The following is a 19,590-nucleotide window of genomic DNA, read 5'->3' on the forward strand; positions in this document are numbered from 1 at the left end:
CGGACTTCTGCATCTCGTTGCTGTTCCGATGAAGCGGCGGTCTTTTAGCTGTTCTGGTCAACCATGGCGGGTTCGCCTGGATAGAAAAGAACTCAGCTGCAAGGGATGGAGACCTAAATGCCCCAGACTGCTGCCGTCATGCACGATGCTGTCTCGGAGATTCATACGCCGCAATTTTGGTATGGCCCGCAACAGGCGCAACTTACCGATTGGCTCCATGAGCTGACCGACTCCGACCGTCAGGAGCTGCGGGCGGCGCTCGACGTAGCGCGCAAGAGCGGGCTGCCGCTCCAGGAACTGGGCCGGGAGCAGTTTCCGCTCACCGGATTGGCGGGCCGGCTCACCCGCTTGCGCCGCGAAACGCTCGAGGGCCGGGGGTTCTTCCTGCTGCGCGGCGTGCCGGTTGCCGAATACACGCCCTGGGAAAGCGCTGCCGCCTTCTGGGGCATTGGGCTGTATCTCGGCGAAGCGGTCTCGCAGAACGGCAAGGGTCATGTCCTGGGACACGTCGCCAATCTCGGCCTGGACTATGCCGACCCCGAGGTGCGTGGCTACCAGACCAGCGCCAGGCTGAATTTTCACACGGATTCTTCGGACCTGGTGGGATTGCTCTGCCTGCAGACGCCGCAGTCCGGAGGGCTATCGAGCATCGCCAGTTCCACGACCGTGTGGAATGAGATGGTGCGGCGGCGCCCCGATCTCGCGCAGGCACTTCTCGAGCCCGTCTACTACACGCGCTGGGGCGAGATCGGCGCCGGCCTGAAGCCCTACTACGGCGTCCCGGTCTTCTCAGCCTGCGCCGGTCACATGGTCACCCGCTATGTGCGCAGCTCCATCCGCAAGGCGCAGCTCATGCCGGAAGTGCCGCGGCTCAGCCCGGTGCAGGAGGAGGCGCTCGACTTCTTCGACAGCCTGACCAACGACCCGGCGATCCATCTCTCGATGGAGTTCCGTCCCGGCGACATCCAGATGCTGTGTAACCATTGGATCCTGCACTCGCGAACCTCCTATGTGGATTGGCCGGAGCCCGAGAGGCGGCGCCACCTGCTGCGACTGTGGCTGGCCTGCGAAGACGGACCGGCTCTGCCCGACAGCTTCACCAGCACCGTGCGCGGCGCGACGCGCAGCGGCCGCCCGGGCGGAATCGAGGTGCCGGGCGTACCGCTCTCCGCTCCACTCGAGCCCTGCTGAAGGACGCTATGAGGCTTCCTTCTTTTCTTCTCTCGGCTCTGTGCGTCGCGCTCGGCGCCCTGGGAAATCCGGCCCTTGCGAAATGGCCTGAGCAATCGATCCGCATTGTCGTGCCCTATCCGGCCGGCGGCGGCGTCGATGTCATGATGCGCATGCTGGCGCCGCTCATGAGCGAACAGCTGGGGCAGCCGGTAGTCATCGACAATCGTGCCGGCGCGAATGCCAATATCGGCACGGCAATCGTCGGCACCGCGAAACCGGACGGTTATACGCTCCTGGCCAGCGCCACGTTCCTCACGGTCAATCCGCTTCTCGAGACGGGCCTTGCCTGGAAGGCATCGGACTTCACGCCCGTAGCGGGCCTGTCGCGTACCTACAACCTGTTCATGGCGAACGGCACGTCGCCCTGGAAAGGCCTTGGCGACTTCGTCGCCGCCGCCCGCGCTCAACCGGGCCTGAATATCGCTCCCGGCGGCTCGGGATCGCCCCAGTCGATGGCGCATCGGATGCTACGCGTCCGTGCCGGCCTGCAGTTTACCGAAATTCCCTATCGCGGCACACCGCCGCTCCTGGTGGACTTGGCCAACGGCACGCTTGCTATGGCTGTCGCGCCATTGGCGGCGGTACTGGGGATGCTGGAAAGCGGAAAGTTGAAGGCCCTGGCTGTCGCCGGTGAGGAACGCGCCAGGCTTCTTCCCGACGTTCCGACGACGGCGGAGGCCGGCTATCCCGATGTCGTGGCGCCGAGCTGGTATGGGCTGCATGCTCCTGCGGGGACACCGCCTGAAATCGTGCAGGCCATTGCCGAGGCCGCCCGGATAGCGACCGCCGACGCCAAGGTTCAGGCCACCGCCCTGAAGGCAGGAGGCGAGACAGCCTTCCTCCATACGCGGGACTTTGAAGCCCTCCTCGTGCGCGACCGGCAACGCTGGGAACGCATTGTAGCCGAGGTGAGCAAGGGGCAGTAGACGTCCAGGCTCTGGCGGCTAGAGCCCCAGAGCGGAAAGGTCGGGCGCGCGGCGGTGGAAGTCCGTCGCGTCCTGGAACGCCTTGCCCAGGCGCAGCACGTCGCGTTCCGCGAAGGGCTTGCCGACGATCTGGACGCCGACCGGCAACCCGCCGGAAAGGCCAGACGGCATGGCGAGGCTGCAGAGACCGAGATAGTTGGCCGGCCGGTTCAGATAACCTGGGATCGGCGATGTCTCGTCGACCTCCGAAACGGGGATCGCGGGGATCGCCATTGTCGGCAGCAGGATCGCATCGTGCACCGCGAACCACTCCTTGAACGCGTGCCGACGGGCCGCCACGGCGCGCAACTCTTCGGCATAGGCACCTGGCAATAGGGCCTTCGCCGCCTGCGCTCGCGCCCGCACGCCGGGGCCGATTGCCTTCGACATATCCTCGATATAGTCGCGATGCAGGGAATAGGCCTCCGACGCGATCAGGGTGCCGGCCGGCCGCGACAGGTCGAAAAACCAGTCGGGCAGACGCACGGCCTCGACTGCAGCGCCAAGGCTCTCGAAAGTGCGGGCGGCGGCCTGCCAGGCCTTGGTCACGTCGGCATGCATGAAGTTCGGCAGCTGCCTGGTGTCGGGCATCGCGATGCGCATGCCTTCGATCGAACCTGGGCGTACCGCTTCGGTGAAATCTTCGAGCGGCTGATCGAGGGTCGTCGGGTCACGCGAGTCGGGTGCGGCCAGCGCGTTCAGGAGGAGGGCGCAGTCTTCTACCGAGCGCGCCATGGGGCCGATCGAGTCGAACGACCAGCTGAGCAGCATCGTGCCCGAGAGGCCGATGCGGCCGAAAGTGACCTTGAGGCCGACAAGGCCGTTGAACGCGGAGGGGATGCGCACCGAGCCGCCGGTGTCGCTGCCGATGCCGGCCGGCGTCAGGCGGGCGGCGACCGCGACGCCAGTGCCGCTCGACGAGCCGCCGGGGACGCGATGGGTCCCGAGATCCCAGGGATTCCAGGGTGCGCCCATCAGCGGATTGGTGCCCCAGCCGCCGAAGGCGAACTCGACCATGTGCAGCTTGCCGAGAGGCACCATGCCGGCCGCGGTCAATCGTTCGACGGTATTGGAGGTCACGCTGGCGATGCGGCCCTCGAACATCTTGGAGCCGCCGGTGCCGACGCGGCCGGCGATGTCGCAGAGGTCCTTGTAGGCAATGGGCAGCCCGTGCAGGGGCGGGAGCGGAAAGCCCGACATGCGCGCCTTGTCGGCCGCGTCCGCCAGCGTACGCGCCTCATTGGCGTAGACTTCGGTGAAGGCATGCAGCTTGCCGTCGGCCTTGGCGATGCGTGCCAGGAGAGCGTCGACAACTTCGCGGGAGGAAAAACGCTTTGCTGCAAGGCCCGCGGAGAGTTCCGTGAGCGTGAGGTCGTGCAGGTTGCTCATCAGTAGGTCGCCCGGCCGCCGGAGAGATCGAAGGTCGAACCCGTTGCGAAGGTGCAGAGCGGGGAGGCAAGCCAGGCGACCATCTCGGCCACTTCCTCGACTTCGCCAAAGCGGTTCATCGGGATCTTGGAAAGCATGTACTGGATGTGCTGCTCGGTCATCTGGCTGAACAACTCCGTTTTCACGACCGCCGGCGCCACGCAGTTCACCAGCACGCCCGTCGTCGCGAGTTCCTTGCCCAGGGATTTGGTGAGCCCGATGACGCCGGCCTTCGACGCGGAATAGGCGGAAGCGTTTGGATTGCCTTCCTTGCCTGCCACGGAAGCAATGTTGACGATGCGGCCCCAGCCGCGCTTGGACATGCCGGCCGCCACGGCACGATTACACAGGAAGACGCCGGTGAGGTTGATGTCGATCACCTGTCTCCAGGCATCGACGGGATAGTTCACGACCGTCGTGTTGGGGCCGGTGATGCCCGCGCTGGCGACCAGAATGTCGGGGGCGGCGAGGTCCTTCTCGGTCGCGGCAAGTGCCTTGGCGATCGACTCCTCGCTCGTGACGTCGACGGAAACCGCGATCGCTCCCTTGAGCGCGGCCGCCGATTGCCTGGCTCGTTCGAGGTCTTGATCCCACAGGGCCACCCGGCCACCGCCGGCTGTGATTTTCGCAGCGCAAGCCAGCCCGATTCCACGCGCACCACCCGTTACGATCGCGGCACGTCCCTTGAATAATTCAGGTCCCATGCGCTTCCTCCAAATGCTTGAATTATCTTGCTATTCCTACCATATCGGCGCAGCGCTCCATCCGCTACACTGACGCATCAGCGCCCCTCCGAGTTTTCGGGAGTTACATGCCTTCGCCCATTCCGGCGTCCATCGACGCCACCGTCGAGCTTCTGAAAGGCGGCGACTACATCGCCGATCGCAGCCTCGCCACCGTCCTCTACCTTGCGCTCAAGCTCGGCCGACCGCTGTTCTGCGAAGGCGAGGCGGGTGTCGGCAAGACGGAGATTGCCAAGGTCCTGGCCAAGACCCTGAACCGGCCACTGATCCGCCTCCAGTGCTACGAAGGCCTCGATGTCGCCTCGGCCGTGTATGAATGGAACTATGCGCGCCAGATGATCGAGATCAGGTTGGCCGAAGCACAGGGCGTCCATGATCGCAGCGAGATCGCCGCCGACATCTTCAACGAGAAGTTCCTGATCCGCCGTCCGCTGCTCGAAGCGCTGCAGCCGCATGTCGATGGCGCCCCGATCCTGCTGATCGACGAACTCGACCGCACCGACGAGCCGTTCGAGGCGTATCTGCTCGAAGTCCTGTCCGACTTCCAGGTGACGATTCCCGAGCTGGGCACGGTAAAGGCGGCGGAAACGCCGATCGTGATCATCACGTCCAACCGGACGCGGGAAATCCACGACGCTCTGAAGCGCCGATGCTTCTATCACTGGGTCGACTATCCCGACCTCAAGCGCGAACTCGAGATCTTGAAGGTCAAGGCGCCGGGGAGCTCGGAGCGGCTGTCGCGGCAAGTCGTGGGCTTCGTCCAGGAACTGCGCAAGCTCGATCTGTTCAAGGCGCCCGGCGTCGCCGAATCGATCGACTGGGCCACGGCGCTGTCTGAGCTGAACGCCCTCGATCTCGATCCCAAGACGATCAACGACACGCTGGGCGTACTGCTGAAATACCAGGACGACATCCAACGCCTGCAGGGCTCGGAAGCGGCCGAAATCCTGCGTCAGGTGAAGTCGGACATCGCCGCCCAGCCGCTGGGCTGAGCGGCGCGCGATGGACGCGCTGCCCGAACCGACGGCGTCGCCGCAACCCCGCGGCGGCAAGCTCGCGACCAACATCGTGCACTTCGCACGGACCTTGCGGACGGCCGGGCTGCGCGTCGGGCCGGGGCAGATACTGCGCGCCATCGAGGCGGTCGAAGCGGCGGGCCTGCAGAAGCGCGACGACTTCTACTGGACGCTCCATTCGGTCTTCGTGAACCGCCGCGACCAGCGCGAGATCTTCGACCAGGCGTTCCACGTCTACTGGCGCAATCCGCGTCTCCTGGAAAAGATGATGGAGATGCTCCTGCCGCAGGTCGGCGTGCCGGCCGAGCAGGATCAGCGCAAGCAGCTCAGCCGCCGCCTGCAGGACGCCCTGCAGCCCGGCAAGGGCGAGGCGCCGGAGCAGGCAGACGAACCGCCGGAGGTCGAAGTCGAGGCGACCTTCACGGTCTCGGATCGCGAAGTGCTGCAGCATCGCGATTTCGAGCAGATGTCACAGGCCGAGATCGACGAAGCCTTGCGCGCCGTTGCCCGGATGCGCCTGCCAGTGCCCGAGCGCAAGACGCGGCGCTATCAGCCGGCGCGACGAGGGCCACGGGTCGACTTCCGGGCCTCGCTGCGGCGCGCGCTGCGGCCGGAAGGACTGACCGAGCTGCGCAAGCGCGAACCTCGCCGACGGCCGCCGCCGCTTGTGATCCTGTGCGACATTTCCGGGTCGATGGCCCGCTACACGCGCATGTTCCTGCATTTCATGCACGCCATCACCAACGACCGCGACCGAGTCTATTGCTTCACCTTCGGTACGCGGCTTTCGAACGTGACGAGGGCGCTGCGCAATCGCGATGTCGACATCGCCCTGCAGAAGGCGTCCACACAGGTCGAGGACTGGTCGGGTGGCACCCGCATCGGTCTGGCCCTGCATGAGTTCAACAACAAATGGTCGCGGCGCGTCCTGGGGCAGGGCGCCGTGGTCCTGTTGATCACCGATGGCCTGGATCGCGAGGGCGCCGCAGGTCTGGGTGAGGAAATGGAACGTCTCCATAAATCCTGCTCACGTCTCATCTGGCTGAACCCGCTCTTGCGGTACGGCGCCTACGAGCCCAAATCTCAGGGCAACAAGGCCATGTTGCCGCATGTCGACGAGTTCCGGCCGGTGCACAATCTGGAGAGCCTGGCGGGGCTGATCGCCGCCCTGGGCAAGCAAGTCACCGGCGCCGACAGACGCCTCGCGGGATGGCAGACCGAACTTCGCAAGGAGTAGATCATGAGCGACGCACTCGATGTCCTGGATCAGGTCGGCAAGTGGAAGGCTGGCGGCAAGGGAGTAGCCATCGCCACCGTAATCACCACTTGGGGCTCTTCGCCTCGGCCGGTGGGCAGCCAACTCGGCGTCGACGACACGGGCGCGATGGTAGGCTCCGTGTCCGGCGGCTGCATCGAAGGCGCCGTTGTGAAGGAAGCGCTGGCGGCGATCGCTGACGGCAAGCCGCGGCTGCTGGATTTCGGTGTCACTGACGAACAGGCCTGGGATGTCGGGCTGGCATGCGGTGGCAAGGTGCAGGTCTTCGTCGAGAAGGTGAACTGAATCATGAAGGCCGAGACCCTGGCGGCGCTTCAGGAAGCGCGCCACAAACGGCACGCTCTGGCCCTGGCCACACGGCTCAGCGACGCCGCCGAAACTCTGATCTACCGAGACACGGCGTCGGGTGAGCAGGCTGGCGACGAGACGTTGCTCTCGGCGGCGCGGCAGGCACTCGAGATCGGCCGCAGCGAAACCGTCGATATCGGCGGCCAGCGCATTTTTCTGAATGTCTACGTGCCGCCGCCGCGTTTGATTATCGTCGGCGCCGTCCACATTGCACAGTCGTTGGCGCCCATGGCGTCGCTGCTCGATTTCGATGTCACCGTCGTCGATCCGCGCCGTGCCTTCGCCACCGACAGCCGTTTCCCCGGCGTGAAGGTGATGCAGGAATGGGCCGACGAGGCCTTTGAGAAGATGGGCCTCGACCGATCGACGGCCGTCGTCACTTTGACGCACGATCCCAAGCTCGATGACCCCGCGCTCGAATATGCGCTGAAGTCGGAGGTCTTCTATATCGGCGCGCTCGGCAGCCGGAAGACCCACGCCAAGCGCAAGGAGCGGCTGGCCGAAGCGGGGATCACCGAAGAGCAGTTCGCACGCGTGCACGGGCCGGTCGGTCTCAACATCGGCGCCAAGTCGCCGGCGGAGATCGCCATTTCCATCCTGGGGCAGATCGTCGAAGTACGGGCGCGCCGCCTCGAAGCCCTGTCCGCGCCGAAGGTCGCCGCAGCGTGAGGTTCGGCGAGATTCCTATCAACGCGGCGGCAGGTGCCATCCTGGCGCATAGCTGGCGCGCCAACGGCGTGAACTTCGCCAAGGGCCGCGTCCTCTCCGCCGACGATGTGGCCAAGCTGAAGGCGGTCGGCGTCGCGACTGTCGTCGCGGCCAAACTCGACGACGAGGATATCCACGAAGACGAGGCGGCTGCCAGCGTCGCCAGGGTCCTGGCGGGCGAGGGCATCGAGGTCACGGCACCCTTTACCGGCCGGTGCAATCATTTCGCCCGCGAAGCCGGTCTCGCCGTGGTCGATCGCGAGCGCATCGACGAACTGAACGAACTCGACGAATCGGTGACGGTGGCGACCCTGCCGCCGTTCGCGAGGGTCGAGCCGCGCCAGATGGTGGCAACGGTCAAGATCATCCCCTATGCCGCGCCGCGTATAGCCGTCGCCCGTGCCATCGGCGTCGCCAAGTCGGCCAATCGCCCCTTGGTATCGGTGGCGCCGTTCCAGTCGATGCGTGCCGGCCTGGTCCAGACGAGGCTTCCGGGCACGCGCGACAAGGTCTTGGACAAGGCTGTCGTCACGACCACCAAGCGACTGAAGTCGCTCGGCAGCACTCTGAACGGCGAGCGTCGGGTGGCGCACGACGCGAAGGAGATCGCCGGTGCTTTGGCCGAACTGAAGTCCGAAGGATGCGACCTGTTCCTGATCGCCGGTGCGTCGGCCATTGTCGACCGGCACGATGTCGTGCCGTCGGGGATCGAAGTCGCGGGCGGAAAGGTCATCCATTTCGGCATGCCGGTCGATCCTGGAAACCTGTTGCTGACCGGCGAATTGGACGGCAAGCCGGTGCTGGGCCTGCCGGGCTGCGCCAAGTCGCCGAAGTACAATGGCTTCGACATGGTGCTAGAGCGGCTTGCCGCACGCCTGCCGGTTGGCCGTGCAGAAATCGTGCGCATGGGATCGGGTGGCCTGCTGGCCGAAATCCCGAGCCGTCCTCAACCGCGCGACGACAGCGAGGTTGAGGGCGAGGGGCCTCAGCAGGCGCCTCGCGTCGCAGCCCTCGTCCTCGCCGCCGGCCGGTCGACGCGCATGGGCGGTCCCAACAAGCTGCTGGCCGATGCCGAGGGCGAGCCGCTGGTCGTGCATGCGGTGAAAGCGGCTTTGGCATCGCAGGCTGTCGAGGTCGTGGTCGTGCTGGGTCATATGGAAGATCAGGTGCGGCCGGCGATCGAGAAGGCGGTGCCGCCGAAGTCGCGACTGCGCTTCGTCACCAATCCGGACTTTGCCGAGGGGCTCAGCACGTCGGTGAGGACCGGGATCGGCGCGCTCGGCTCGAACATAGACGCGGCCATCGTCCAGCTCGGCGACATGCCCGGCGTTGGCGCGCCGCTGCTCGACCGCCTGATCGCCGCCTTCAGTCCAGTCGAGGGCCGCACGATCTGCGTACCGACGGTCGGCGGCAAGCGCGGCAACCCCGTCCTGTGGGCGCGGCGCTTCTTCCCGGAGATGGCCAAGCTCTCGGGCGACAGCGGCGCCAAGCATCTGATCGGCGAGCACGCCGATCTGGTTTGCGAGGTCGAGATGACAGGGGAGGCCGCCATCACCGACATCGACACGCCGGAGGCGCTGGCGGCATGGCGGGAGCGGAGCACAGCATGAGTTTCGATGTCGCCGCTGTTCGCCGGCAGTTTCCCATTCTCTCCGAGATCATCGACGGCCTGCCGGTGCACTATCTCGACAACGGCGCCTCGGCACAGACGCCGCTCGCCGTGATCGACGCGGTGCGGCACTACGAGACGACAAGCCGGGCCAACGTGCTGCGCGGCGTGCATCGACTGGCCGAGCGCGCGACCGAGGCCTACGAGAATGCACGCGCCGAGGTTGCCAAGTTCCTGGGCGTCCAGCCGATGGAAGTGATCTTCACCGGCGGCTGTACGGCGGCGATCAACCTCGTGGCCTATTCCTACGGTTCTCTTCTGAAGCCCGGCGATCGCATCTTGCTTTCCGAGTTGGAGCATCATTCCAATATCGTGCCCTGGCAGCTCCTGCGTGCCCGCTCGGGCATCGAGATCGATGTGATCCCGGTGACGGAAGACGGCCGTATAGATTTGACCCAGTTGCCGCGCCTGCTGACCCCCAAGACCAGGCTGGTCTCGCTCGCCCATGTCTCGAACGTGACAGGTGCGCTGCTCGATGTCCGTGCCGTCGTCGCAGCAGCCAAATCGGTTGGCGCCCGGGTGATGCTCGACGGTGCGCAGCGCGCGCCGCATGGGCCGCTCGATCTGCCGTCACTGGGCATCGACTTCTATGTCTTCGCCGGTCACAAGGCTTACGGCCCGAATGGAATTGGTATCCTGTGGGGCAAGCCCGAATTGCTGGACGCCATGCCCCCCTTCATGGGCGGAGGCTCGATGATCGGACGGGTCACTTTTGCCGAGACGACATGGGCGCCATCGCCACGTCGCTTCGAGGCGGGCACACCCGCGATCGGTCCTGCCATAGGCCTCGGCGCAGCCTGTACCTGGATGCAATCGCTCGATTGGACAGCGGCGCACGATCACGAGATGAGCCTGGTCCAGCGTCTGATGGACGGCCTGCAAAAGGTCGACGGCACCAGGCTGTTCGGCCCGGCGAGCCTGCAGAACCGCTATCCGGTCGTGTCCTTCATGCTCGAAGGCGTGCATCCGCACGATGTCGCTCAGACGCTCGATTCCTTCGGCGTTGCCGTACGTGCGGGCCATCACTGCGCCCAGCCCTTGATGGACCGCTTCGACCTCGACGGCACGACCCGCGTCTCGATGGCGCCCTATAACGACAACACGGACATCGACGCGCTGCTGGCCGGCGTGGCGCATGCCGCACGTACCTTGCGATGAACGACCAGCTCTATCAGGACCGTATCGTTGCGCTTGCCAAAGCCAAGACAGGTGCGGGCAAGCTCGACGCACCGACCAGGTCGGCGCGGCGCGACAACCCGCTGTGCGGCGATCGCGTCACCATGGACGTCAAGCTCGACGGGCAGGGACGTATCACGGAGATCGCGCATCAGGTCCGCGGCTGCCTGCTGTGCCAGGCCTCGGCCTCGGCATTGTCGGCGGTCGCGGTCGGCCGGGATTCTGCTGGTATCTCCGACATCCGGCGTGACGCCGAGCGCGCTCTCGGCCGCGAGGCGGGCGATCCGCGCGAACCGTTTACGGCGTTCACGCCTGTCGCCACCCACAAGTCGCGACAGGAATGCGTACTGCTTCCCTTCGAAGCCCTGAAAGACGCGCTCTCGTAGTTTCGTCGCGTCGTCGCCGCGGTTGTGTCACAGTCGCACTTCACGGTGCGCGTGCATCGCCCGGGAGAGACTATGCGCCTATTTTTGAACGTCGTGGCTCTTTTGGGCCTGATTGCGTTCCCGACTTTTGCCTTCGCTCAGGAACTCGCTCTCAAGCGAGTCATGCTGTCCTCGGGCGGCCTCGGCTATTTCGAGTACGAAGCCACGGTGGAAGGAAACGCCACCCTGAAGCTCACGGTGTCGCTCGATCAGGTCGACGACGTGCTGAAGAGTCTGGTCGTCTATGACGACAAAGGCGGCGTCGGCGGCCTCAGCCTGCCGGGACGCGAACCGCTTGCCCAGGCCTTCAAGGACCTGCCGTTCGACCAGCATTCGCTGGGCTCTCCGGCCGAGCTTCTGTCCACCCTGAAAGGAGCCGAGATTACGGTTGGCGGCGGCCGTGCTCTCGCGGGCCGTGTCGTCTCTGTCGAGGAAGAGACGGTGGCTCTGCCAGGCGACAAGGGCACGACCAAGCGCACACGCGTGACGCTTTTCACCGACCGCGGCCTGCAGCAGTTCATCCTGGAGGACGCGGAAAACCTGCAGTTCGCCGACGCGGCCTTGCGCGCGAAAATTGGCCAGGCGCTGCTCGCGATCCAGGGCAACCGCGCCAAGGATGCGCGTACCCTCGATCTGGCGACTCGTGGCGACGGCAAGCGCACCGTACGTGTCGCCTACATCGTCGAAGCGCCCGTGTGGAAGGCTTCCTACCGCCTGACCTTGCCGGCCGATGCCGCCGCACCGCGCTCGGCGCTGCAGGGCTGGGCCGTCGTCGAAAATCTGAGCGGCCAGGACTGGAAGGATGTCGAGCTCACCCTTGTGTCCGGCCGACCGGTCGCTTTCCGGCAGGCGCTTTACAATGCCTATTACGTGACACGCCCCGAAGTGCCGGTCGAAGTCGCGGGCCGTCTGATGCCAGGCGTCGATCGCGGCGGCGTGGACGCCGATCTGCGCGCGAAAACCATGCCTCTGCCGACATCTCCCCAGTATCGCGCCCAGCAGGAGCGTTCGGTCGCCGCACCTGCGGCAGCACCTCCGCCGCCGCCGGCTCCGATAGCTGCAGGAGCAGAGCCGATTGCGGCAAGCGATGCGGCGACGCAGGTCGTCTTCAAGTTTCCGCGCGCCGTGAGCGTGGAGAACGGCCGCACGCTTTCGATCCCGATCATCGACCGTCAGGTGCCGGCGCTGCGGCTGGCGCTCTATCAGGCCGATACGGCGTCGCGCAATCCGCTGGCCGCAATTCGCCTGACCAACGATGGCGAATCGGGGCTGCCTCCGGGCATCATCACGATCTATGAGCGCGACAAGGCCGGTTATGTTGCCTATGTGGGCGACGCCCGCCTGTCGGGATTCCCAACCGGCGAGACCCGGCTTCTCGCCTATGCCCTCGACGAGAAAATCGTCATCGAGCGCGACGTGGCACAAACCGAGCAGCTTGCGACCGGCACGATTGCCAATGGGGCACTGCGTCTCTCGCGCGTCGTGCGCCAGACCACGACCTATCGCGTGCGTGGCCCTGCCAAGGAGCCGCGCCAGCTCATCGTCGTCCAGCGCCGCCTGCCGGGCTGGACGCTTTCGAAGCCCGACGCCAAGGGCGTCGAATTGAGCGAGGGGAACTATCGCATCCCGTTCCAGCTTCCGGGCGGCGATCAGACCCAGACCTTCGAGGTCGTGCAGGAGCAGACGCAGCAGCAGGAAGTTCGGTTGGTCGAAAGCGCTGCCGACCAGATTCGCGTCTACGCGCAGGCCCGCGAGTTCGACGCCAAGACGCGGGATGCCCTCAGTCGCGTGCTGCAGCTTCAGCAGGCCGTCGCCGAGGCGCAACGCAAGGTCACGCAGGTCGACGGCGAGCGGCAGCAGATCGTGCAGGAGCAGGCACGGCTGCGCGACAATCTCGCCCGCGTGCCGGCCAACAGCGACCTGCAGCGCCGCTATCTTGCGACCCTCGACAAACAGGAGACCGAGCTAGAAGCGATCGCCAAGCGCCGTGGCGAGGCGGAGAAGGGCGTCGAAACGGCGCGCGAGGCGCTCAGGACCTACGTCGCATCGCTGGGGTGATCAGCCCGCCCGCAGCGTCCTCACGGCATCGTCGCGGCGGAACAGGTAGAGCAGGGCGCGCAGCGCCTTGCCGCGCTCCGATTGCAGATCGGGGTCGCGGTCGATCACGAGCCGGGCATCGTCGCGAGCGGCCTGCAGCAGCTCGCCGTGTACCGAGAGATCGGCCAGACGCATGTCGGGCAGGCCGCTTTGCCGTGTCCCCAGCAACTCGCCAGCGCCGCGCAGCCGGAGATCTTCTTCAGCGATGCGAAAGCCATCCTCGGTCTCGCGCATGATCGCAAGCCGCGACTTGGCCGTCTCGCCGAGAGGCTGGGCGTAGAGCAGAAGGCAGGTCGACTTGGCACTGCCGCGGCCCACGCGTCCGCGGAGCTGATGGAGCTGTGCCAGGCCGAAACGTTCGGCGTGCTCGATCACCATCACCGTCGCCGCCGGCACGTCGACGCCGACTTCGATCACCGTGGTCGCGACCAGGATCGAAAGCCGCCCGTCGGCAAAGGCGGCCATCGTCGCTTCGCGCTCGGCGCTCTTCAAGCGGCCATGCAACAACCCGACCTTGCCGGGGAACCGCTCGCTCAGCAGGCGGAAGCGCTCCTCGACATTGGCGAGATCGACTTCCTCCGATTCCTCGATCAACGGGCAGACCCAATAGACTCGTGCACCAGTGGCGATCTGGCGGCCGACGCCTTGCGCCACTTCTCCGATCCGCTCCAGAGGAATGGTGCGCGTGTCTATGGGCTGCCGACCGGCCGGCTTTTCGGTGAGCTTGGAAACGTCGAGATCTCCGTAGGCCGCCAGCATCAGGGTGCGCGGGATCGGGGTGGCCGTCATGACCAGAAGATCGACGGCATGGCCTTTCGACGAAAGCGCCATGCGTTGATGCACGCCGAAGCGATGCTGTTCGTCGACCACGGCCAAAGCGAGGTCGGCAAATTCGACGTCCTCTTGCACCAGCGCGTGCGTGCCGACGACGAGCTGGATCGTACCGTCGCTGAGGCCCTGCAGAGTTTCTTTCTTCACCTTCTGGCCGTCGCGTCCGGTCAGGAGGGCCAATCGCACACCGGCCGCGGCTGCGAGCGGCGCAATCGTGGCATGATGCTGCCGGGCCAGAAGCTCGGTCGGTGCCATGAGGGCGGCTTGTGCACCAGCCTCGGCGCAGATCAGCATGGCCAGCAGTGCCACCAGAGTCTTGCCGCTGCCGACGTCGCCTTGCAGCAGCCGGATCATGCGTTCGGCCTTGCCCATGTCGGTCGCGATCTCCTCGATGGCTGCCTTCTGGCTCGCCGTGAGATCGAAGGGCAGGGAAGCGAGCACGGCCTCGCGCAGGCGGCCATCGCCCTGCGTGGCGTGCCCCGCGAGCGTGCGATTGTGGTGACGCACCAGCGCAATCGCGAGCTGGCTCGCCAGCAATTCGTCGAAAGCAAGCCGCGCCCGCGCCGGATGCATCGGCGACAGGTCGTTTTCTTCCGTGGGTGCGTGAGCACGGGTGAGGGCGCCGTGCCAGCTCTGCCAGCGCTGCTTGGCGAGATAGGCGGCGTCCTGCCATTCGGGCAGCTCGGGCGCCCGTTCGACGGCCGCGGCGACGGCCTTCTGCACGGGTCTCTGAGTGAGGCCGGCCGTCAGCCCATAGACCGGCTCGACTCGCAGGACGGACTCGCGCTGGTCCAGCGGCACCACATGGTCGGGGTGCGTCATCTGCACCTCGCCCTGGTAGATCTCGACCCTGCCGCTCACCACGCGGGTTTCGCCGGGCGGCAGCAGCCTCCGGAGGTAGTCCTCGCGGCCATTGAAGTAGGTGAGGCAGAGACGCCCGGTCTCGTCGCTGCACCAGACGCGGTAAGGCTGACGCGGGCTGTGCGGGACCAGGTGTTCGTCGACGACGACGGTGAGCGTGGCGACCTCTCCCGCCTTGGCAGCGGCGACGTCCGGAGCATTGCGCCGGTCGATCACGGCGAACGGCAGGTGCCACAGCAGGTCAACCACCAGAGGCCCTGCAAGTTTCTCTACGAGCTTGCCCAGCCGCGGGCCGATGCCGGGCAGCGCGGTGACTTGGGCGAAGAGGGGGGTGAGGCTCTGCGGGCGCATGGTTGATAAGTTCTGCGGCCGCGTGACTTCGCCATCGCTGCCGCCTATATGCTACGCCCCTTTTCGGGCCGGACCTGGGGAAAACATGTCAGGCGAGGATATCGAGACGCGGCGCAAGCGTCTGCTCTACCGCAGTGTCTATCGCGGCAACAAGGAGAACGACATCCTCCTTGGACAGTTCGCGCGCGCCCATATCGCTACATTCGATGCTTCGGAGCTGGATCAATACGAGCGGCTGCTCGCGGCGAGCGACAACGACATCTACGACTGGGTCAGCGGCAAGGTCGCGGTCCCAGCGGAGAGCGATACGCCCGTCGTGCGCAAGCTGCTTGCGTTTCGCGTGAGGTTCTAGTGTCGCCGCCGCTTGCCGAGCTCCTGGCCGCGATTCCCCGCAAGGCTGCGCGATGGACTGTCGCCGGCCTGCCGGAAGGCGCCGATGCCCTGGTGCTGGCAGAGCTGGCACGCACCACCGGCGGGCGGGACATTCTGCACATAGCGCGCGACGGGCAGCGGCTGGAGCGACTGCAGGACGGCCTGCGCTTCTTCTCGCCTGAGCGCGAGGTGCTGGTTTTTCCGGCCTGGGACTGCCTGCCCTACGACCGGCTGTCGCCGCATCCCGACATCGTGGCCGAGCGGCTGGAGACGCTGTCGCGCCTCGCCGCGCTTCGCAAGCCGGGCTCACCGGGCCGCATTATCCTCGCCTCGGTCGGCGCGGCACTCCAGCGCGTGCCGGCGCGCAGCCTCTATGCCGAAGCCGCGACGATCCTGCGTAAGGGGCAGACTGTAGACGTCGCCTGGCTGATCAAGTTTCTGGGCGAGAACGGCTACGGGCGCGCCGAAACGGTCATGGAGCCTGGCGAGTTCGCGGTGCGCGGCGGCCTGTTCGATCTCTTCCCGCCGGGTACGTCCGAGCCGCTGCGCCTAGACCTGTTCGGCGACACGCTGGAGACGATCCGCTCCTTCGATCCGATGAGCCAGCTGTCGACCGGCAACCGCGACGAGGTCGTCCTGTTGCCGGTGAGCGAAGTTCTGCTGACGCCCGACAGCATCGCGCGCTTCCGCGGCGGCTATCGCGAGCTGTTCGGCAGCGTGGCGGGCGACGACGTGCTCTACGAGGCAGTTTCCGCCGGCCAGCGCCATGTCGGCGTCGAGCATTGGCTGCCGCTGTTCCACGAGCGGCTGGAGACGCTGCTGGACTATTGTCCGGAAGCCGTGGTCACGGCCGATCACGAGACCAAGGAAGCATTCCAGGCACGCCACGAGCTGATCGCCGACTACTACGACGCACGCCAGAAGACCGGCGCCAAGGGCGGCATGAGCGGCGGCGCCGACTACAAGCCCGTGCCGCCGGAGCGGCTCTATCTCAAGCCGTCGGAATGGGAGCGGCTGCTGGACGGCCATGCGGCCGTGCAGTTCACCACCTTCGATGCGATGCCGGGCACGTCCAACGCTATCGACCTTGGCGGCCGCCGCCACGAAGGCTTCGCCCAGGCGCGCACCGCACAGGGCGTCAATCTCTTCGACCAGGTGGCCGAGCATGTGAAGGCGGCGAACGCGGCCGGCCGCCGCGTCGTGATCGCAGGCTATACCGAGGGCTCGAGCAATCGGCTCCAGCATCTCCTGCAGGAACACGGCGCCACGACGCCGGTGCCCGTCGCCGACTATGCGATGGTCCAGGGCCTGCCTCCCGGCGCGCTGGGACTTGCGGTCTGGTCCCTGGAGCATGGCTTCGTGCTCGAGGGGCTGGAGGTCATCGGCGAGGAGGACATTCTCGGCGACCGCCTGTCGCGTCCGGCCAAGAAGCGCCGGCCCTCCGAGCGGTTCATCGCGGAAGCGGCGGCTCTCAGCGATGGCGATCTCGTGGTCCATCGCGAGCATGGTGTCGGCCGCTACGAGGGCCTGGTGACGCTGGAGATCCAGAATGCGCGCCACGACTGCCTGCGGCTCACCTACGAAGGCGGCGACAAGCTTTTCGTGCCCGTCGAGAACATCGATGTGCTGAGCCGGTACGGCTCTTCGGAAGAGGGGGCCATCCTCGACCGGCTGGGCGGCGTCGCCTGGCAGTCGCGCAAGGCGAAGCTGAAGCAGCGCATCGCCGACATGGCGGACCGGCTGATCCAGATCGCGGCCGAACGCGCCGTGCGGCGCGGCGAGACGTTGAGCCCGCCCGAAGGTCTCTACGACGAATTCTGCGCCCGCTTCCCCTATACCGAGACCGACGACCAGCTCCAGGCGATCTCCGACGTGATCGAGGATCTGTCGTCGGGCAAGCCGATGGACCGGCTGATCTGCGGCGATGTCGGCTTCGGCAAGACCGAGGTGGCCCTGCGCGCGGCCTTCGTCGCGGCCTTGTCAGGCAAGCAGGTCGCGGTCATCGGTCCGACGACCCTGCTGGCCCGCCAGCACCACCGCAACTTCGTCGAGCGCTTCCAGGGCATGCCCGTACGCATCGGCCGTCTGTCGCGGCTTGTCGGGGCGAAGGAGGCCAAAGCCACCAAGGAGGCGCTGAAGGACGGGACTCTCGACATCGTGGTCGGCACGCATGCGCTGCTGGCCAAGAGCATCGAGTTCAAGGACCTCGGCTTGCTGATCGTCGACGAGGAGCAGCATTTCGGCGTCGGGCACAAGGAACGGCTGAAGGAGTTGCGCGCCGACGTCCATGTGCTGACGCTGACGGCGACACCGATCCCGCGTACCCTGCAGCTCGCACTGACCGGCGTGCGCGACATGAGCCTGATTGCCACGCCGCCGGTAGATCGTCTGGCCGTCCGCACCTTCGTGACGCCGTTCGATGGCGTGACGATCCGCGAAGCGCTGCTGCGCGAGCAGTTCCGCGGCGGCCAGAGCTTCTACGTCTGCCCGCGCATCGAAGACCTGGCGACCGTGTCGGCCGAGCTGCGCGAGCTGGTGCCGGAAATCCGCATGGCCATGGCGCACGGCCGTCTGCCGCCGACGCAGATCGAGAACACCATGCAGGAGTTCGTCGAGGGCAAGTTCGACGTGCTGCTGGCGACCAACATCGTGGAAAGCGGCCTCGACATCCGCAACGCCAACACGATGATCATCCATCGCGCCGACATGTTCGGTCTGGCGCAGCTCTACCAGCTTCGAGGCCGCATCGGCCGTGGCAAGACCCGCGCCTATGCCTATCTCACCGTACCGCCGGGACGAGCGCTGAACGAAGCCGCCGCCAAGCGCCTCGAGGTCATGCAGACGCTCGACACATTGGGGGCTGGCTTCCAACTCGCCAGCCACGACCTCGACATCCGCGGCGCCGGCAATCTCCTGGGCGAGGAGCAGTCCGGCCATATCCGCGAAGTCGGCATCGAGCTTTACCAGCAGCTCCTGGAAGAAGCCGTGGCCGCCGCGCGCGGCCGTTCCCAGGAAGCGGAGCGGGCGGAATGGTCGCCGCAGCTCAACCTCGGTATCCCGGTACTCATTCCCGAGGAGTATGTACCGGATCTCTCGGTACGCATGGGGCTCTATCGCCGCCTCGGTGGTCTCACCACCCAGGCGGAAATCGATTCCTTCGCCGCGGAGCTGGTGGACCGTTTCGGCAAGACGCCTGTCGAGGCGGAATTCCTGTTGAACACGGTGGCGTTGAAGCTGCTGTGCCGTGCCGCGGGCGTCGAGAAGATTGACGCCGGCGAGAAGGCGCTCGTCTTCTCCTTCCACGACAACAAGTTCGCCAAGCCGGAAAGGCTGATCGGCTGGATCCAGAAGAACGCGCCGCTGGTCAAGCTCCGGCCCGACCACCGCGTGATCGTGCAGCGCGTGTGGGCCGACGAACGGCAGCGGCTTTCGGGCGTGACGTCGATCGTTTCTTCTTTGGCGAAGCTCGCCGCCTGACCGTTGGTTTCTTCGGCTTTTTCTTCGCCGGCTTCTTCATCAACGACCTGACCGCGCGGCGTGCGCAACGCAGCAGCCAGTCGCTGAGCCGCGTATCGCCCGAGGCGCGGGCCAGTACCACGGCCCCGACGGCCAGGATGGTCGCCGCGGTCGCGTCGGCATCCAGCCCCCTGCGGCCGCGTGCCTTGGCCAGCTCGTCGATGACGGCGTGCAGCACATTGGCATAGGCAAGGCGTGCCGGAAGGGTAGCGCGCGTGATGTCGCCGGGCAGGGCGGCCAAGGTGCAGGCGAGGGCATTCGCGGCGAGGTCTTCGCGGTCGAGATAGGCGTCGAGCACCGCTTCCGCGGGTTCGCGTCGCAGCTTCAGCAGCAACCCGTGCCCCATGCGGACGATCTCCGAGAATAGGTCGTCCTTCGAGGTGAAGTGCGCATAGAAGGCGCCGCGCGTCAGGCCGGCTGCCAGCATGATGTCGTCGATATTGGTTCCGGCATGGCCGCGCAGCCGGAACAGCCGGGCGGCATGTTCGACGATCTCGGCCCGGGTCCGGGCCTTTCGGGCGGGGCTTTGCGGCATCGTATGTCGATGATCATATCATATGATCACCGACATATCA

At 66.2% G+C, this 19,590-nt stretch carries 16 protein-coding genes; 12 read left to right on the forward strand and 4 right to left on the reverse strand.

Going from position 1 to position 19,590, the window contains the following annotated elements:
* Positions 1 to 117 precede the first annotated feature (117 nt).
* Both BN60_RS10275 and BN60_RS10280 read left to right on the forward strand, forming a co-directional pair.
* The gene (locus BN60_RS10275; protein ID WP_020695954.1) at positions 118 to 1,191 is read left to right on the forward strand and encodes a TauD/TfdA family dioxygenase; all 1,074 of its coding nucleotides are present in this window, start codon (positions 118 to 120) and stop codon (positions 1,189 to 1,191) included.
* Positions 1,192 to 1,199: 8 nt separating this feature from the next.
* Positions 1,200 to 2,159, forward strand: a complete 960-nt coding sequence (locus tag BN60_RS10280; protein ID WP_020695955.1) for a tripartite tricarboxylate transporter substrate binding protein — start codon at positions 1,200 to 1,202, stop codon at positions 2,157 to 2,159.
* Positions 2,160 to 2,177: 18 nt separating this feature from the next.
* On the opposite strand, the gene BN60_RS10285 is transcribed toward BN60_RS10280, so the two are convergent.
* Together BN60_RS10285 and BN60_RS10290 are read right to left on the reverse strand one after the other, a co-directional pair.
* Complete coding sequence (locus BN60_RS10285; RefSeq protein ID WP_020695956.1) at positions 2,178 to 3,587, reverse strand: amidase; 1,410 nt, start codon at positions 3,585 to 3,587, stop codon at positions 2,178 to 2,180.
* Complete coding sequence (locus BN60_RS10290) at positions 3,587 to 4,330, reverse strand: SDR family NAD(P)-dependent oxidoreductase (protein WP_043283817.1); 744 nt, start codon at positions 4,328 to 4,330, stop codon at positions 3,587 to 3,589. The genes BN60_RS10285 and BN60_RS10290 overlap by 1 nt, the downstream gene beginning before the upstream one ends.
* 107 nt (positions 4,331 to 4,437) lie before the next feature.
* Between BN60_RS10290 and BN60_RS10295 the strand changes: the two genes are divergently transcribed.
* The 8 genes from BN60_RS10295 (at position 4,438) to BN60_RS10330 (ending at position 13,045) form a co-directional block, all read left to right on the forward strand.
* Positions 4,438 to 5,361: an AAA family ATPase gene (locus BN60_RS10295; protein ID WP_020695958.1), complete on the forward strand. Its 924-nt coding sequence runs from the start codon at positions 4,438 to 4,440 to the stop codon at positions 5,359 to 5,361.
* Between the two features lie 10 nt (positions 5,362 to 5,371).
* The gene (locus BN60_RS10300) at positions 5,372 to 6,622 is read left to right on the forward strand and encodes a vWA domain-containing protein (RefSeq protein WP_020695959.1); all 1,251 of its coding nucleotides are present in this window, start codon (positions 5,372 to 5,374) and stop codon (positions 6,620 to 6,622) included.
* Positions 6,623 to 6,625: 3 nt separating this feature from the next.
* Positions 6,626 to 6,946, forward strand: coding sequence for an XdhC family protein (locus BN60_RS10305; RefSeq protein WP_020695960.1), 321 nt, complete (start codon positions 6,626 to 6,628; stop codon positions 6,944 to 6,946).
* A 3-nt stretch (positions 6,947 to 6,949) separates the two neighbouring features.
* On the forward strand, positions 6,950 to 7,678 hold the full coding sequence (locus BN60_RS10310; protein WP_020695961.1) for an XdhC family protein: 729 nt from the start codon (positions 6,950 to 6,952) through the stop codon (positions 7,676 to 7,678).
* On the forward strand, positions 7,675 to 9,327 hold the full coding sequence (locus BN60_RS10315; RefSeq protein ID WP_020695962.1) for an NTP transferase domain-containing protein: 1,653 nt from the start codon (positions 7,675 to 7,677) through the stop codon (positions 9,325 to 9,327). The genes BN60_RS10310 and BN60_RS10315 overlap by 4 nt, the downstream gene beginning before the upstream one ends.
* Positions 9,324 to 10,544 carry an aminotransferase class V-fold PLP-dependent enzyme gene (locus BN60_RS10320; RefSeq protein WP_020695963.1) on the forward strand — a complete coding sequence of 407 codons (1,221 nt, stop codon included), beginning with the start codon at positions 9,324 to 9,326 and terminating at the stop codon, positions 10,542 to 10,544. Before BN60_RS10315 ends, BN60_RS10320 begins: the two co-directional genes overlap by 4 nt.
* Positions 10,541 to 10,948, forward strand: a complete 408-nt coding sequence (locus tag BN60_RS10325; RefSeq protein ID WP_020695964.1) for an iron-sulfur cluster assembly scaffold protein — start codon at positions 10,541 to 10,543, stop codon at positions 10,946 to 10,948. Before BN60_RS10320 ends, BN60_RS10325 begins: the two co-directional genes overlap by 4 nt.
* A gap of 72 nt (positions 10,949 to 11,020) precedes the next feature.
* Positions 11,021 to 13,045, forward strand: a complete 2,025-nt coding sequence (locus tag BN60_RS10330) for a DUF4139 domain-containing protein (protein WP_020695965.1) — start codon at positions 11,021 to 11,023, stop codon at positions 13,043 to 13,045.
* Here BN60_RS10330 and recG read toward each other — a convergent pair whose 3' ends face one another.
* The gene (recG, locus tag BN60_RS10335) at positions 13,046 to 15,127 is read right to left on the reverse strand and encodes an ATP-dependent DNA helicase RecG (protein WP_020695966.1); all 2,082 of its coding nucleotides are present in this window, start codon (positions 15,125 to 15,127) and stop codon (positions 13,046 to 13,048) included.
* An 85-nt stretch (positions 15,128 to 15,212) separates the two neighbouring features.
* On the opposite strand from recG, the gene BN60_RS10340 reads away from it, so the two are divergent.
* Positions 15,213 to 15,479 carry an FAD assembly factor SdhE gene (locus tag BN60_RS10340; RefSeq protein WP_020695967.1) on the forward strand — a complete coding sequence of 89 codons (267 nt, stop codon included), beginning with the start codon at positions 15,213 to 15,215 and terminating at the stop codon, positions 15,477 to 15,479.
* Positions 15,479 to 18,976, forward strand: coding sequence for a transcription-repair coupling factor (gene mfd / locus BN60_RS10345; protein WP_020695968.1), 3,498 nt, complete (start codon positions 15,479 to 15,481; stop codon positions 18,974 to 18,976). Before BN60_RS10340 ends, mfd begins: the two co-directional genes overlap by 1 nt.
* Here the strand turns inward: mfd and BN60_RS10350 are convergent.
* Positions 18,864 to 19,550, reverse strand: a complete 687-nt coding sequence (locus tag BN60_RS10350) for a TetR/AcrR family transcriptional regulator (RefSeq protein ID WP_020695969.1) — start codon at positions 19,548 to 19,550, stop codon at positions 18,864 to 18,866. The genes mfd and BN60_RS10350 overlap by 113 nt on opposite strands.
* Between the last annotated feature and the right edge of the window lie 40 nt (positions 19,551 to 19,590).

This window comes from Reyranella massiliensis 521 (assembly GCF_000312425.1).
In the GTDB taxonomy this organism is placed as follows: Bacteria; Pseudomonadota; Alphaproteobacteria; order Reyranellales; family Reyranellaceae; genus Reyranella; species Reyranella massiliensis.

What these genes read in the sequence shown, in the direction of transcription:
- BN60_RS10285 (WP_020695956.1), bottom strand. Translation starts at nt 3,587, where the DNA reads ATGAGCAACCTGCACGACCTCACGCTCACGGAACTCTCCGCGGGCCTT.
- BN60_RS10330 (WP_020695965.1), top strand. Translation starts at nt 11,021, where the DNA reads ATGCGCCTATTTTTGAACGTCGTGGCTCTTTTGGGCCTGATTGCGTTC.
- BN60_RS10295 (WP_020695958.1), top strand. Translation starts at nt 4,438, where the DNA reads ATGCCTTCGCCCATTCCGGCGTCCATCGACGCCACCGTCGAGCTTCTG.
- BN60_RS10325 (WP_020695964.1), top strand. Translation starts at nt 10,541, where the DNA reads ATGAACGACCAGCTCTATCAGGACCGTATCGTTGCGCTTGCCAAAGCC.
- recG (WP_020695966.1), bottom strand. Translation starts at nt 15,127, where the DNA reads ATGCGCCCGCAGAGCCTCACCCCCCTCTTCGCCCAAGTCACCGCGCTG.
- BN60_RS10280 (WP_020695955.1), top strand. Translation starts at nt 1,200, where the DNA reads ATGAGGCTTCCTTCTTTTCTTCTCTCGGCTCTGTGCGTCGCGCTCGGC.
- BN60_RS10350 (WP_020695969.1), bottom strand. Translation starts at nt 19,550, where the DNA reads ATGCCGCAAAGCCCCGCCCGAAAGGCCCGGACCCGGGCCGAGATCGTC.
- BN60_RS10300 (WP_020695959.1), top strand. Translation starts at nt 5,372, where the DNA reads ATGGACGCGCTGCCCGAACCGACGGCGTCGCCGCAACCCCGCGGCGGC.
- BN60_RS10305 (WP_020695960.1), top strand. Translation starts at nt 6,626, where the DNA reads ATGAGCGACGCACTCGATGTCCTGGATCAGGTCGGCAAGTGGAAGGCT.
- BN60_RS10290 (WP_043283817.1), bottom strand. Translation starts at nt 4,330, where the DNA reads ATGGGACCTGAATTATTCAAGGGACGTGCCGCGATCGTAACGGGTGGT.
- BN60_RS10275 (WP_020695954.1), top strand. Translation starts at nt 118, where the DNA reads ATGCCCCAGACTGCTGCCGTCATGCACGATGCTGTCTCGGAGATTCAT.
- BN60_RS10320 (WP_020695963.1), top strand. Translation starts at nt 9,324, where the DNA reads ATGAGTTTCGATGTCGCCGCTGTTCGCCGGCAGTTTCCCATTCTCTCC.
- BN60_RS10340 (WP_020695967.1), top strand. Translation starts at nt 15,213, where the DNA reads ATGTCAGGCGAGGATATCGAGACGCGGCGCAAGCGTCTGCTCTACCGC.
- BN60_RS10310 (WP_020695961.1), top strand. Translation starts at nt 6,950, where the DNA reads ATGAAGGCCGAGACCCTGGCGGCGCTTCAGGAAGCGCGCCACAAACGG.